The sequence below is a fragment of the Corallibacter vietnamensis genome (assembly GCF_039537875.1).
GTDB lineage: Bacteria > Bacteroidota > Bacteroidia > Flavobacteriales > Flavobacteriaceae > Corallibacter > Corallibacter vietnamensis.
This window is the reverse complement of the sequence record NZ_BAABBI010000006.1, coordinates 1-14,370: the sequence shown is the minus strand read 5'-3', so window position 1 is coordinate 14,370 and position 14,370 is coordinate 1. Positions and strand designations below refer to the sequence as shown.

The following is a 14,370-nucleotide window of genomic DNA, read 5'->3' as shown; positions in this document are numbered from 1 at the left end:
CAACTGTTATTAAGCTGTCACCTTTACTTTTGCTTTTTTATTTGGTTTTATTGATGACGTATCGTATCCAGAGAATTTCTTGATATAATATTGAATTGATGTACCAAATGCATCAGAAAAACCTTGAGCTCCATGACTTCTTAAGTATTTTTTTACATTGCCAGCTCCAGCTAAATGAGCTGCTGCTAAAATACCTGATTCTGTTATTTCAACTCCGTTAATAGTACGTCCTGAAAAACGTTTTATGTCTTTTCTTAAAATCCATTTATTACGTTCAGCATTTGCTATAAATGCTTTTTCTTGTAATTCGGGATTGTTAAGAAACATAACGGTGTTGTAAACACCAATAAGTTTTAGAGTTTCTCTTCCAAATTGATACTTACCTAAATAACCAAAAGTATTTACTGTAAAGTAATCACCTCGAGATTCTTTAAAACCTAAAGCTTCTTTAAAACCAATAAGTGATTTACCTAATTTAGGAGAAAAAGAATAATCGTTTGGCTTGTGAATAGGATGAATAGCATCTGCAACAAGTACATCATTATCAACAACAGTATTATCAACCATTGCTATTCTTTTTGATGTATTTAATTTGGTTTTTACTTCTTTATTTAAGTAAAAAGAGCCAAACAATAAGAAACATATTGTAAGTGATAGGGCTGTGTAACTTCCAATATTTTTTATCATATTTTTGAATTTCTTCAACACATTGCTCCACAATAAAAAATCACGGTGCGTTGAAATTTTCAGCGTGCAAATATACGTATTTTTTTTAATATCTGAAAACCAAAGTGTTAAGGTTTTCTAAAAGTAGACAGCGTGTAGCTTTACACCGTTTTTCTCATTTATTTCTAAAGCAGGGAAAGGTATTTTAATGGTATTAAAAACGCTAAACAAAGTTTTCAAAACATGAGAATTCGTTTTTATTCTTGTTAAATCAACATCAAGACTTAAGTAATATTGGCGACCTCTATCATAATTTGACAAATGTGTATTAGTTCCTGTAAGCATTCCATCAGCTCCATAACCCAAAGCTATATTTAGCCATTTAGGAATCTTTGAATCTTTAAAAAACGAAGACATATTAAAACTTAACCAATAAGTTTGTCCATTATAATCTTTTAAAAACTCTTCAGTAAGCCCACTACCTAACTTATCTGGTCGTTGCGCTGCATACTGTGTTCTGTGAAATGAATATTTAAGTACAATACGTTGCTCTTTCCATAGTAATTCTTGGCCTACATACAATCCGGTTCCGGCTGCATTTGCAGCCATGTCTCCCCATGAAAATCCCCATTCTTGAGAAAAGCCATCAAAAACTTCAACTACAGTAAGAAAACCAAAGCCTAAAGTAGCACCATAAATTAACTGATTTTTTTTACTAACACCGCTCCAGTTTAAAACGTCTGCTCCTACTCGACCTAATTGATAAGAAGAGAACACATGACCCAGTTTATCCATTTGAAGCCACTCTTCATTATCATTTAACGTATGAAATTTTGATTTAGGATAATCTGCATACCAAAGCTGATTTAAGCCTACCAATGTTAATGTTGCTAAAGAAGCTTCAGTAATAAGTACTGTATTTCTTCTTGATATATTTAAAGTATCACTTGGTTTTAAAAACGAATTAATATCACTATGCTGCGACCAAGCAGTCATCGTTATAAAAAAAGCAACTAGAGTATGTTTTAAGCAAGTTTTCAAAAACTATTTATTTATACCTTGAGAAGATAAATAACGTTGGTACTCTCTAGCATTAACATTATGCTGGCTTAATGTTTTTGCAAATTTATGATAACCTAAACGCTGTGCATCAGCAGCAAAATATAAATACTTATGCTTTTCATAATTAAGCACGGCATCTATTGCAGATATATCTGGCATTGCAATTAATCCTGGTGGCAAGCCTGCATACTTATAGGTATTGTATGGCGACTCTATTTCTTTATGAATATTTAATACTCGTTTTATAACAGTACCTTGATATTGTGGCAGTTTATAAGCTGCAAACTTTAACGTTGGATCTGCTTGCAGCGGCATTCCTATGTTTAATCTATTCATATAAACACCTGCTATTCTTGGTTGTTCATTTGCTTGTTTAGATTCTTCATACACAATAGAAGCGAGTGTCATTACTTCATCTTGGGACAAGCCTATGGCTTTAGCTTTAGTTTTTCTTGCTTCGCTCCAAAATCTATTATATTCTTTAAGCATTCTATCCCTAAAAGCTTCAGCAGATGTGTTCCAGAAAAACTCATAACTGTTAGGAATATACATACCTAAAGCTGTTGCTTCAGTAAAACCTTGAGCTTCTAAAAACGTTTTATCTTTCATTGCTGATATAATGGCTAAACTATCAGGCTCTAACTGGTTACTAATTCTGTTAGCTAATTTCTCTAGACTTTCTTGATTATTAAACGCTATATTAATTGGTATGTTTTTACTTCGTATAGAATTAATAATATCGTTATTATTCATTCCCTTTTTAATAACGTATCGTCCAGCTCTCACATTGGTAGTATATTTTTTTCTTTCTGCAAGTGCATCAAACTTATCAATATCTAAAAGAAGTGGTTCTAATTGATCTCTAACATCCTGATAATTGGCATTACTTGCTATATATACATAGGCTTCTTCATTATTAAAAGCTGTGTTAGGTTTTAACATAACACTATAAATGTAGTACGCAAACAAACCTGCTACTACTAAACCAATTAGGGCAACTGCCCAAAGTATTTTTTTTATATACATTTATTTTAAAATACGTTGAAGTAAATATTCGTTTTTATATGAACCTTTTACAAGATTCCAATCCTTTTTTAAACCTATAATCGTAAACTCTTGACTTTTAAATAGCTTTAAACTATTCTCATTTGTTTCTGAAATATTACAATACAATTGATGCAAATTAAGATGTTCTTTGCTATATGATATTAAAAGCTGTAAAGCCTCTTTTCCTATACCTCTATTTCTATTATTTACATCCTTTACCAAAATACCAACACCTGCGCGACTGTTTTTAAAATCAAAATCAAAAAGATCTATAAGTCCTATAGTTTGATCATCATAATTACAAATAACCAATCGCAATTGTTTAACTTCATAAATATCTTTATGAGCGTTTTCTAGATATTGCTTTATTAAAAATTTAGAATATGGCGTTTGTGTACTACTTAATTCCCATACACTTTCATCGTTCTCAATTACGTAAATAAATTCTAAATCTTCAGGCTCTAAAGCGCGTAGATAAATATGTTCTCCTTTTAAAGTAATCATGATACAACGCCTTTAAAAACCATATTTGCTGGGCCAATTAACCAAATATTTTCATAATTAGAATCTGTAATATCAAAACCTACTTGAAGTTTTCCTCCTTCTACTTCAAGGTTTATAAGGTTCTTTTCTGTTTCACCTATGTAATGCATTGCCAATGCTACAGCTGTAACTCCTGTTCCGCAAGAAAGGGTTTCGTCTTCAACACCACGTTCATAGGTTCTTACTGCAAAAGTGTCTGGAGATATTTTTTTTACAAAATTGATATTACTACCTGCTTTTCCATACAAGTTACTATATCTTATTTTTGAACCTTCGGTTTTCACATCAAGACTTTTTAAGTCCTCAACAAGTGTTATATGATGTGGCGATCCTGTATCAAGAAATAAATGCGATTTATGATTTTCTATAGTAGACACATTTTGCATTTGTAGCTTAACCGTATCGTTTTCAATAATGGCATGATGCAAACCGTCAATAGCTTCAAACGTAGCTTTATTAGAAATGATTTCTAATTGCTTAGCAAAAGCAACAATACATCTGCCTCCGTTTCCGCACATAGAACTTTCATGACCGTCAGCATTGTAGTAAACCATTTTAAAATCATATTCTGTATGATTTTCTAACAATATTAATCCGTCAGCACCAATACCAAAACGTCTATCACATAAAAAAGCAATATGTTGCGCGTCAGTTTTATCAAATTGCAATAATCTGTTATCTATCATAACAAAATCATTACCAGTTCCTTGATATTTATAAAAAGTTGTCCCCATAATTGTTTGGCAAATATAGGAATATTACATCGGTTTTCACACTGTTAATCACTCGTTAAAGTTGGCGTTAAAAATCGTTAAAAACCAAAAATAAATTCAATAAAAATTTAATTTTAATCGTTGTAAAAATCTAATTACTAGAGGCACAATTCTTTTTAGTGTCTTGAATTATAAATATCAAATAAAATTAATTACATATGAAAAAGTTTCTAACACTCGTATTTGTTTCGGTATTAGGTGGCGTAATTTCATTGTCATCTTACAAATTATTTATTGAGAAAGATGTTATTACTACATCGCAAACACCTCAAGAGTCAACTCATTATTTTCCAACAAGTTTAAACACAAAAAAAAACAATTACAGTATTGAAAACGCTCCAAGTTTTGCAGATGCTGCTGAAAAAACAATTGATGCTGTAGTACACGTTAAAAACACATCAGTAGTTTCTGGTCCTGTTACTTTTCAGGATTTGCTTTATGGCAGACGTTCTCAACATGCGCAAGTAGGAACTGGTAGCGGAGTTATTATTTCTCCTGATGGTTATATTATAACGAATAATCATGTTATTGATGGTGCAAAAGAAATATCAATTACACTAAACGATAACAGAACTCTACCTGCTGAATTAGTTGGTACAGATCCTAAAACAGATGTTGCGTTACTTAAAATTGATGCTGATGATGAACTTCCGTTTACAACTTTTGGAGATAGCGACCAAGTAAAAGTTGGCGAATGGGTTTTGGCTGTAGGTAACCCTTTTAACCTAACATCTACAGTAACAGCAGGAATTATTAGTGCAAAATCTAGAGATTTAACAGGGCAACATTCACAATCTTTTTTACAAACAGATGCTGCTGTAAACCCAGGTAATTCAGGTGGTGCTTTAGTAAACAGTAATGGTGATTTAATAGGTATAAACACTGCAATTTCATCACAAACAGGATCTTATATAGGATATTCATTTGCTGTTCCTAGTAACATTGCTAGAAAAGTTGTAGAAGATATTATGGAATTTGGTAATGTTCAAAATGGTATATTAGGTGTAAGCGGCATTAGCTTAAACAGCGAACAATCTGAAGATTTAGATATTGATGTTACTGAAGGTTTTTACGTAAGCAATGTTGAAGATAAATCAGGTGCAAAAAATGCTGGAATAAAAAGTGGTGATATTATCAAACAAATAGATAATGTAAGAATCTCAAAATTCGCAGATCTAACAGGTTATTTAAGTACAAAAAGACCAAATGATTTAGTAGAAGTAACAGTTTTAAGAGATGGTAAAGAAAAAACATTACCTGTAAAACTTTCTAAAAGTGAAATACTTACAGTTACATTTCTAGATATGCAACTCAAAAATATTCCAAGCGCAACAAAAGAAAAATATAATATAAAGCAAGGTGTTTTAGTTACTAAAAATGATAATTATTGGCTTTACCAAAAAATAGGTATAAATAGAGGCACAATTATTACTGATATAAATGATACGCCTATAAACTCTATTGACGATATCAATACTTTAAAGCAAAAATATGGTAATGACTTTAAAGAGAATATTGAAAAAATAAGCATTCTTAACAGTCACGGCCAAAAGCAAAGTTTCATATTTAGATAACCACGCTCTTTGTTTCATATCATAAATCCCTTGTCTAAATCAATAACCAGGCAAGGGATTTTTTATTTTTGAAAAAACGTTACGAAAACGTTTGAAATATGTTACTTTTGCAAAAAATATTTAAACAACACACTAAAAACGAATACAATGAGTTTTAAAGAAACTTATGAAAGCGAATTGGCTTTTCAAGCAGATAGACGAAGAGCTACTGTAGAATTTATTAAGATAGTAAGCGATCTTTGGTATGAAAAATCTATAGAACTTGTACTATTTAGAAATCAACTAATTGACAGAAATGTTAGTGAGATTTTAAACCTACACGAATATGCAGGTGAATTTGTACAAAAACCAATTTCTATTTTTGATTCTGTAGAAATCGCACAAGCTATTCAAACTTTAGATTTACCTCCTGCAAAACTTGACATTGGTAAATTAACTTACGAGTATCACCTAGAAGAAAAAAAATTCAACAATGCATTGGCTTTTGTTGCTGATAAGCTTAAAAATGCTAGTAAAGAAGAAGCTATTCAACCTAAAGATGTAGTGCTTTATGGTTTTGGTAGAATCGGTAGATTAGTAGCTAGAGAATTAATGACTAGAACAGGTAAAGGAAGTCAGTTACGTTTAAGAGCTATTGTTACACGTGGTACAATAGATCAAACTGTTTTAGAAAAAAGAGCATCATTATTGCGTAATGACTCTGTTCATGGTGATTTTTCTGGTACGGTAACTGCTGATGTTGAAAATAGTGCACTTATTATCAATGGTACTACAGTAAACATTATTTCTGCAAATGCCCCTGAAGATATTGATTACACAAAATATGGAATAAAAGACGCATTGGTTATAGACAATACAGGAGCCTTTAGAGATAAAGAAGCTTTAAGCAGACATTTAAAATCTAAAGGTGTAAAAAAAGTATTACTAACTGCACCAGGAAAAGGAATTCCTAATATTGTACACGGTGTTAACCAAAAAGAAAATGATCCAGATAAAATAGATATTTTCTCTGCTGCTTCTTGTACTACAAATGCTATAACACCAGTATTAAAAGCTATAAATGACACATTTGGTGTAAAATCTGGTCATTTAGAAACCATTCATGCTTACACCAACGACCAAAATTTAGTAGATAACTTTCATAAAAAATATAGACGTGGGCGTGCAGCTGCACTAAACATGGTTATTACTGAAACTGGAGCAGGAAGTGCTGTTGCAAAAGCTTTACCTGCATTAGAAGGAAAACTAACATCAAATGCTATTAGAGTTCCTGTTCCTAATGGTTCATTAGCAATTTTAAGTTTAGAACTTGATAAGGAAACCTCTTTAGATAGCGTAAATACAATTCTTAAAAAATATGCATTAGAAGGAGATTTAGTTGAGCAAATTAAATACGAATTAAGTGACGAACTTGTATCTAGTGATATTGTAGGAAGCTCTGCGCCTTCTATTTATGATAGCAAAGCAACAATAGTTAGAAAAGATGGTAAAAACATTATTCTTTACATTTGGTATGATAATGAGTATGGTTACAGCCACCAAGTAATTAGACTTGCTAAATATATTGCCAAAGTAAGACGTTTTACTTATTACTAGTAGTATAAACATCCAAAAATAAATTTTGACCGTATATAAATAAAGCCTCACAAAAGTGAGGCTTTTCATTAGTAGAAAAACTAAACTTTATTTCTTATTTTCGCAACATACTGTCAAACAAAAAACACCCAATGAATAGTCTTAAATTTTTAACTTTAGTTACTTTATTTTTATCATTCAACATTCATGCACAATCAACCACAGATGATGATAAACTTTCATTAAATAGTGGAACAATAGATAATCAATTTGAGTACGTAATAAGAAAATCTAACAATTATCAAGATTATAAAGTTGTAAAAAAAACGTGGCTATATACCTTAAAAGCTCACACTATAGATTCACTAAACGCTATACATAAAAATCTTGCAGATACACAAGCTATAGTAACAAATCAAACCAATGAGATTGCTAGTTTAAAAACAAACTTAAACGATACAAAAGCAACATTAGAAAAAACAAATAATGAAAAAAACAATATGTCATTATTTGGTTTACAAATGAGCAAAGCTAGTTACAACGCATTAATGTGGTCTATTATTGGAGGCTTATTTGTTTTACTATTATTCTTTATCTACAAATTCAAAAACAGTAACGCTGTAACAAAGCAAGCAAAAAAATCTCTAGAAGAGACTGAAGAAGAATTTGAAGAACACAGAAAAATAGCCCTAGAACGCGAACAAAAAGTAAGACGCCAATTACAAGACGAAATAAATAAGCAAAAAAATAACTAGCCTATAAAACTGTAAATAAATCATATTTTATTTTCACCATATTCTTTGCATCTTTGCATTTCTTAAGACATTGCAATGCGTATTGATATAATAACCGTTTTACCAGAACTTCTACAAAGCCCTTTTGAGGCTTCAATTTTAAAAAGAGCTATAGACGCTAATTTAGTAGAAGTTCATTTTCATAATTTAAGAGATTATACCACAGACAACTATAAGTCTATAGATGATTATCAGTTTGGAGGCGGTGCTGGTATGGTTATGATGATAGAACCAATAGATAAATGCATCTCTAAACTTCAATCTGAACGCACTTATGATGAAGTTATTTATATGACTCCAGATGGCGAAACCTTAAACCAAGGTATTGCAAATCAAATCTCTTTAAAAGAAAATATCATTATACTTTGCGGGCACTACAAAGGCGTTGACCAACGTGTAAGAGATTTATTTGTCACTCGAGAAATATCCATTGGAGATTATGTGCTATCTGGCGGAGAATTAGGCGCCGCTGTACTTTGTGATGCTGTAATAAGACTTATTCCTGGTGTTTTAGGTAACGAAACATCTGCCCTAACAGATTCTTTTCAAGACAATTTATTAGCTCCTCCAATTTATACTAGGCCACGAGAATACAAAGGTTTGAAAGTTCCAGAAATACTATTCAGTGGAAATTTTCCTGAAATTGAAAAGTGGCGAGAAGAACAAGCATACAATAGAACAAAAGAGAGACGTCCAGATTTACTTGATGACTAGATAAGAATTAAAAAATCACATTAAAAATTGTTGGTTATTAATTATTAATTATCTTTGCAGCCAATTTCGGGTTAACCTCTGGCGAGAATCGTGAATGTTGTTTCGAACTAACTATAATAATTTTAAAGATATGGAATCTTTAGTAAAATTTGTACAAGACGAATTTGTAACAAGAAAAGACTTACCAAAATTTAGTGCTGGTGACACTATTACTGTATACTACGAAATTAAAGAAGGTAGTAAAACACGTACACAGTTTTTTAGAGGTGTCGTAATTCAAAAAAGAGGTACTGGTACTTCTGAAACTTTCACTATTAGAAAAATGTCTGGATCAATTGGTGTTGAGCGTATTTTCCCAATCAACATGCCAGCTTTACAAAAAGTAGAAATCAACAAAAGAGGTAAAGTACGTAGAGCTCGTATTTATTACTTCAGAGGTCTTACTGGTAAGAAAGCTAGAATTAAAGAAAGCATGAAACGTTAATAAACGTTTAATAACATTGAAAAGCCTTGTATTTGCAAGGCTTTTTTTATTAACAAAAGTTAATAACTTTAGTTCATAAATGGTTGAAAACTAAATTATTAAAAAAACAAAATAACTCAAACAATTTTGTAATTTAGTAAAACAGTTTAACACAACATCCATGTTGGTTTCAACAATGAATTTGAATATTGTGTTAAGCTGTATAAAGAAACGTTCTTTAATATTGATTGTTTTTTAAGAAGAATACACTTAATAAGTAGAAATACTTAATAAGCATCGCTTTAAAAACACTAATCATAAAACAGTTAATTTTAAAGCAATAGCTTTCTAAAAACAATCATCAAGTGCATTTTATCAACAAGTCAATACATTTTGAAAGTTGTAAACAAAATGTACCTTTTGAAATAGTTGTATTTGAATTGAAAAGATAGTATTAAGGTGATGAATCTTAAATTATCAAAATTTAACAGTATAGTTAATAGATCAAAAAAGCTATTTCAAAGAAAGCCATATCAAAAATAGATTAAATTCTATTCTGATATGGCTTTTGTTTTTAATAAACTTTATGTTTGTAAAACATAACTTACATCTTATAAATGAACCTTCCTCTAGTTTTAGATAAAACTTTTACAAAAAAAGATTTCACAAATTTAGCTCTAGAAAAAGCTGAATATGACAATTGCACTTTTATAGACTGTAATTTTTCTAACGGTTATCTATCCTATATTTCATTTTTAGAATGTGAATTCATTAATTGCAATTTAAGTTCTGTGAAAATAAAAGACACCACTTTTAAAGGTGTAATATTTAAAAATTGTAAGATACTAGGAGTTCCTTTTAATGAATGTAATCAGTTTTTAATTGAGTTCTCTTTTATAAACTCAAACATGAGCTTATCATCATTTTATAATAGTAAAATAAAAAACATACAGTTTGTAGATTGTAATTTAGAAAGTGTCGATTTTTCTGATGCCAATCTAGAAAACTCAAAATTCAAAAACTGTGATTTAAACAAAAGTATTTTTAGCAACACGAATCTAAAAAATGTCGATTTTAGGTCTTCATATAATTACAGAATAAACCCAAGTAAAAATATCTTAAATCATACAAAGTTTTCAAAAAATGAGGTATTAGGTTTATTAAAAGATTTCAATATTACAATTGATTAAAATCGCCCATAAAAACCTTAAACACTGAACATCAACATGTTTAAAAAACACATGAATTTTGTATATTTGCAAGACTTTCATAAAAAGTAATTTAACAAAACTAAATATTAAACAACTATGGCAAATACTCCAACTATTATCTATACAAAAACAGATGAAGCCCCAGCTTTAGCAACTTATTCTTTTTTACCTATTGTTAAAGCTTTTACTAAATCTTCAGGAGTACAAGTTGAAACAAAAGATATCTCATTAGCTGGAAGAATTTTAGCAACATTCCCTGATTTTTTAAATGCTGATCAAAAAGTTGAAGATGCATTAGCTCAATTAGGAGACCTTGTAAAAAAACCAGAAGCTAATATTATAAAACTTCCAAATATTAGTGCTTCAATACCACAGCTAAAAGCTGCTATTAAAGAATTACAAGCACAAGGATACAAAGTGCCTGATTACCCAGAAGACACTAACACTGACGAAGCAAAAGATATTAAAAGTCGATATGACAAAATAAAAGGTAGTGCTGTAAACCCTGTACTACGTGAAGGAAACTCTGATAGACGTGCACCAAAGGCTGTAAAAAATTATGCCAAAAAACACCCACATGCAATGGGCGCTTGGTCATCAGATTCTAAAACACATGTTGCTACAATGGAAGCAGGTGATTTTGCCCATAATGAGAAGTCACTAACCATGGAACAAGCAGATACAGTTAGTATTCAATTTACAGACGAAACTGGATCAAAAACAGTATTAAAAGATCGTTTAAACCTTTTACAAGGAGAAATTATCGATGCTACTGTAATGAGCAAAAAAGCTTTATTAGCATTTTTAGATGAACAAGTAAAAGACGCGAAAAATCAAGGTGTCTTATTCTCTTTACACATGAAAGCTACCATGATGAAAGTTAGTGATCCAATTATTTTTGGACATGCTGTAAAAGTATTCTTTAAAGACCTTTTTGAAAAACACGGAGAAACTTTTAAAGAAATAGGTGTTGATGTTAACAATGGTTTTGGTAACTTAATATCAAATCTTAACGAGCTTCCAGAAGCTAAACGTAAAGAAATTGAAGCTGATATTGAAACAGCTTTTAACAATGGTCCTGATTTAGCTATGGTAAACTCTGATAAAGGAATTACCAACTTACATGTACCAAGTGACGTAATTATTGATGCATCAATGCCAGCTATGATTCGTACATCTGGCCAAATGTGGAATAAAGAAGGAAAACAACAAGATACAAAAGCTGTTATACCAGATAGCAGCTATGCTGGTGTTTATACAGCAACTATTGATTTTTGTAAGCAGCACGGTGCTTTTGATCCAACGACTATGGGGACAGTTCCAAACGTAGGTCTAATGGCTCAAAAAGCAGAAGAATATGGATCTCATGATAAAACATTTGAAATTCCTGGTAACGGAAAAGTTCAAGTAATAGACGCAAAAGGAAATGTTCTTATTGAGCACAATGTTGAAACTGGTGATATCTGGAGAATGTGTCAAGTAAAAGATGCTCCTATTCAAAACTGGGTTGAACTTGCAGTAACAAGAGCAAAAGCATCTAATACACCTGCTGTATTTTGGTTAGATAAAAACAGAGCTCATGATGCAGAATTAATAAAAAAGGTAAATAAATATTTACCAAATCATGACACAACAGGATTAGACATAAGAATTCTTTCTCCTATTGAGGCTACTCATTTCACACTAGCAAGAATAAAAGAAGGTAATGATACAATCTCTGTTACTGGAAATGTATTACGTGATTACTTAACTGACCTATTCCCTATTTTAGAATTAGGAACAAGTGCAAAAATGTTATCAATAGTACCATTAATGAATGGTGGTGGCTTATTTGAAACTGGTGCTGGTGGATCAGCTCCAAAACACGTACAACAATTTGAAGAAGAAAATCACTTACGTTGGGATTCTTTAGGTGAATTTTTAGCATTGGCAGTATCATTAGAACATTTTTCAATTGCTAATAGTAATGCAAAAGCAAAAGTATTAGCTGACACACTAGATGATGCTACTGATAAGTTCCTAGACAATGGTAAATCTCCTTCTCGTAAGGTAAACGAATTAGATAATCGTGGTAGTCATTTTTATTTAGCTATGTATTGGGCAGAAGCTTTAGCAAATCAAGACGTAGATTCTGAATTAAAAGAGCAATTTTCTGCAGTAGCTAATCAACTAAAAGAAAATGAAACTCAAATAGTAAATGAACTAAATAGCGCACAAGGAAAATCAATGAATATTGGTGGTTATTATGAACCAAATGAATCATTGGCAAGTCAAGCAATGAGACCAAGCGATACATTAAACAATATTATAAATTCTCTTTAATTAATAACTTATAAAAGCTCCTTTAAAAAGGAGCTTTTTTTATAATTGGGCGTTACCTTTTTATGACAAACTCCATAAAAAGGCACGTGCTCTACACTATATCTTTTGTTAAACAAAAGGATGCCGTTTCCATCACTAACGCTTTACAAAATTCCGTATTTTTGTTTTTATATGAGCTTTACAAAAACAACCGAACAAGATTCACATTACAATCATCTTGAAAAGATGACCATTACAGAAATATTAACTAATATTAATACTGAAGACAAAACAGTTCCTTTAGCTGTAGAAAAAGCGTTACCTCAAATTGAGGTTTTAGTTGAACAAATTGTCAAAAAATTACAATTGGGTGGTCGTCTATTTTACATTGGCGCAGGGACAAGCGGTAGATTAGGTATTTTAGACGCATCTGAATGTCCACCTACTTTTGGTGTTTCCCACAATGTAGTTATTGGATTAATTGCAGGTGGCGATAACGCAATTAGAAAAGCTGTAGAGTTTGCAGAAGATTCAACAACCCAAGCATGGGATGATTTATGTGATTATAATATTTCAGATAAAGATGTTGTAGTAGGCATTGCTGCTTCAGGAACAACTCCTTATGTAATTGCCGGTCTAAAAAAATGTAATCAAGAAAATATTATTACAGGATGTATTACATGTAATCATAATAGCCCTTTATCTAAAACTGCTCAATATCCAATAGAAGCAATTGTAGGTCCTGAATTTGTTACAGGAAGTTCTAGAATGAAAGCTGGCACAGCTCAAAAACTGATTCTTAATATGATTTCTACTGCAACTATGGCTCAACTGGGGAAAGTTAAAGGAAATAAAATGGTTGATATGCAGTTAAGCAATGATAAATTGGTTGATAGAGCTATTAGAATGTTATCATCAGAGCTTAACATTAATGAACAACAAGCGAAATTATTATTAGATAAACACAAAAATGTTCGTTTAGCAATCCAAAATTATAAAAATGGAAACCAAAAGAACCAATAAAACAATTTTAGTCAAAGGAATAAAAACAATGGGCATATCATTATTATGCATGTTTCTTGGTCCTACTTTACTATATATTGCCTTTAGTAATCAAGAAAAACCACTTTATATTCCTATTTTAATTGTAGCTATTCTAATCTGTATTCTAGCTATTTTTCTTGTTTTTAAAGGACTTAAAACTATTATGGATAGCATGTTCTACAAAAAAAATTAATTTTCAGCTTTAAAAATAGGTTTGTTTTTTGGCGTTGTTGGATTATACCCAAATGTATCATCTTCTATTTTTACACCCAAAGTGTTTAGTATATAAGCTATTATAGCATAATGGTGGATAGTATGACTATTTGCTTGTGATAACAAAGCCTCAAAAGTGTACTTCATTTTTATTTTACCATTTCCCAAATCATCAATAACAAAAACTTTTTTTTTCATCATACTCTCATCCAATGCAGATAATTTTTTAACAACATAATCCAAATAATCACAAGCTTTACTAATATCATCTTCAGCGCAAGAATTTCTAGATTTAATAGTAAGGTCAACGCTATAGTTTTCATTATAATCTAAAATAGCGTTATAAAAGTCAAAGATATGTCTAAAGTGTTTACCTAAATTAGAATAAAA

15 protein-coding genes are annotated in these 14,370 nt (G+C 30.9%); 9 read left to right on the top strand and 6 right to left on the bottom strand.

What is annotated here, in order from left to right; all coding sequences use genetic code 11:
• Positions 1-9: 9 nt before the first annotated feature.
• From ABD690_RS12620 to dapF, 5 genes are all read right to left on the bottom strand, one after another.
• Complete coding sequence (locus ABD690_RS12620) at positions 10-687, bottom strand: peptidoglycan-binding protein LysM (RefSeq protein ID WP_344730951.1); 678 nt, start codon at positions 685-687, stop codon at positions 10-12.
• A 117-nt stretch (positions 688-804) separates the two neighbouring features.
• Entirely contained in the window at positions 805-1,662 is an 858-nt protein-coding gene (locus ABD690_RS12615) for a DUF2279 domain-containing protein (protein ID WP_344730950.1), read from the bottom strand.
• Positions 1,663-1,710: 48 nt separating this feature from the next.
• Positions 1,711-2,754: an endolytic transglycosylase MltG gene (gene mltG / locus ABD690_RS12610; protein ID WP_344730949.1), complete on the bottom strand. Its 1,044-nt coding sequence runs from the start codon at positions 2,752-2,754 to the stop codon at positions 1,711-1,713.
• A complete protein-coding gene (locus ABD690_RS12605; protein WP_344730948.1) occupies positions 2,755-3,279 on the bottom strand; it encodes a GNAT family N-acetyltransferase in 525 nt (174 codons plus the stop codon).
• Positions 3,276-4,052, bottom strand: coding sequence for a diaminopimelate epimerase (dapF, locus tag ABD690_RS12600; protein WP_344730947.1), 777 nt, complete (start codon positions 4,050-4,052; stop codon positions 3,276-3,278). Before dapF ends, ABD690_RS12605 begins: the two co-directional genes overlap by 4 nt.
• 197 nt (positions 4,053-4,249) lie before the next feature.
• Between dapF and ABD690_RS12595 the strand changes: the two genes are divergently transcribed.
• The 9 genes from ABD690_RS12595 (at position 4,250) to ABD690_RS12555 (ending at position 13,960) form a co-directional block, all read left to right on the top strand.
• Positions 4,250-5,665 carry a trypsin-like peptidase domain-containing protein gene (locus ABD690_RS12595; RefSeq protein WP_344730946.1) on the top strand — a complete coding sequence of 472 codons (1,416 nt, stop codon included), beginning with the start codon at positions 4,250-4,252 and terminating at the stop codon, positions 5,663-5,665.
• A 147-nt stretch (positions 5,666-5,812) separates the two neighbouring features.
• Positions 5,813-7,261, top strand: coding sequence for a glyceraldehyde-3-phosphate dehydrogenase (locus ABD690_RS12590; protein WP_344730945.1), 1,449 nt, complete (start codon positions 5,813-5,815; stop codon positions 7,259-7,261).
• A 131-nt stretch (positions 7,262-7,392) separates the two neighbouring features.
• Complete coding sequence (locus tag ABD690_RS12585) at positions 7,393-7,995, top strand: tRNA (guanine-N1)-methyltransferase (RefSeq protein ID WP_344730944.1); 603 nt, start codon at positions 7,393-7,395, stop codon at positions 7,993-7,995.
• A 75-nt stretch (positions 7,996-8,070) separates the two neighbouring features.
• Entirely contained in the window at positions 8,071-8,748 is a 678-nt protein-coding gene (trmD, locus tag ABD690_RS12580) for a tRNA (guanosine(37)-N1)-methyltransferase TrmD (RefSeq protein ID WP_344730943.1), read from the top strand.
• 130 nt (positions 8,749-8,878) lie between these two features.
• The gene (rplS, locus tag ABD690_RS12575; RefSeq protein WP_344730942.1) at positions 8,879-9,232 is read left to right on the top strand and encodes a 50S ribosomal protein L19; all 354 of its coding nucleotides are present in this window, start codon (positions 8,879-8,881) and stop codon (positions 9,230-9,232) included.
• A 596-nt stretch (positions 9,233-9,828) separates the two neighbouring features.
• Entirely contained in the window at positions 9,829-10,401 is a 573-nt protein-coding gene (locus tag ABD690_RS12570; RefSeq protein WP_344730941.1) for a pentapeptide repeat-containing protein, read from the top strand.
• 117 nt (positions 10,402-10,518) lie between these two features.
• On the top strand, positions 10,519-12,744 hold the full coding sequence (locus ABD690_RS12565) for an NADP-dependent isocitrate dehydrogenase (protein ID WP_344730940.1): 2,226 nt from the start codon (positions 10,519-10,521) through the stop codon (positions 12,742-12,744).
• A 171-nt stretch (positions 12,745-12,915) separates the two neighbouring features.
• Entirely contained in the window at positions 12,916-13,746 is an 831-nt protein-coding gene (gene murQ, locus ABD690_RS12560; protein WP_344730939.1) for an N-acetylmuramic acid 6-phosphate etherase, read from the top strand.
• Positions 13,724-13,960 (top strand): DUF6095 family protein, encoded by a 237-nt coding sequence (locus ABD690_RS12555; protein ID WP_344730938.1) that lies wholly within the window; start codon positions 13,724-13,726, stop codon positions 13,958-13,960. The genes murQ and ABD690_RS12555 overlap by 23 nt, the downstream gene beginning before the upstream one ends.
• Here ABD690_RS12555 and ABD690_RS12550 read toward each other — a convergent pair.
• Positions 13,957-14,370: hypothetical protein (locus ABD690_RS12550; protein ID WP_344730937.1), on the bottom strand; the 414-nt coding region annotated here is incomplete at its 5' end. The two genes, ABD690_RS12555 and ABD690_RS12550, sit on opposite strands and share 4 nt — an antisense overlap.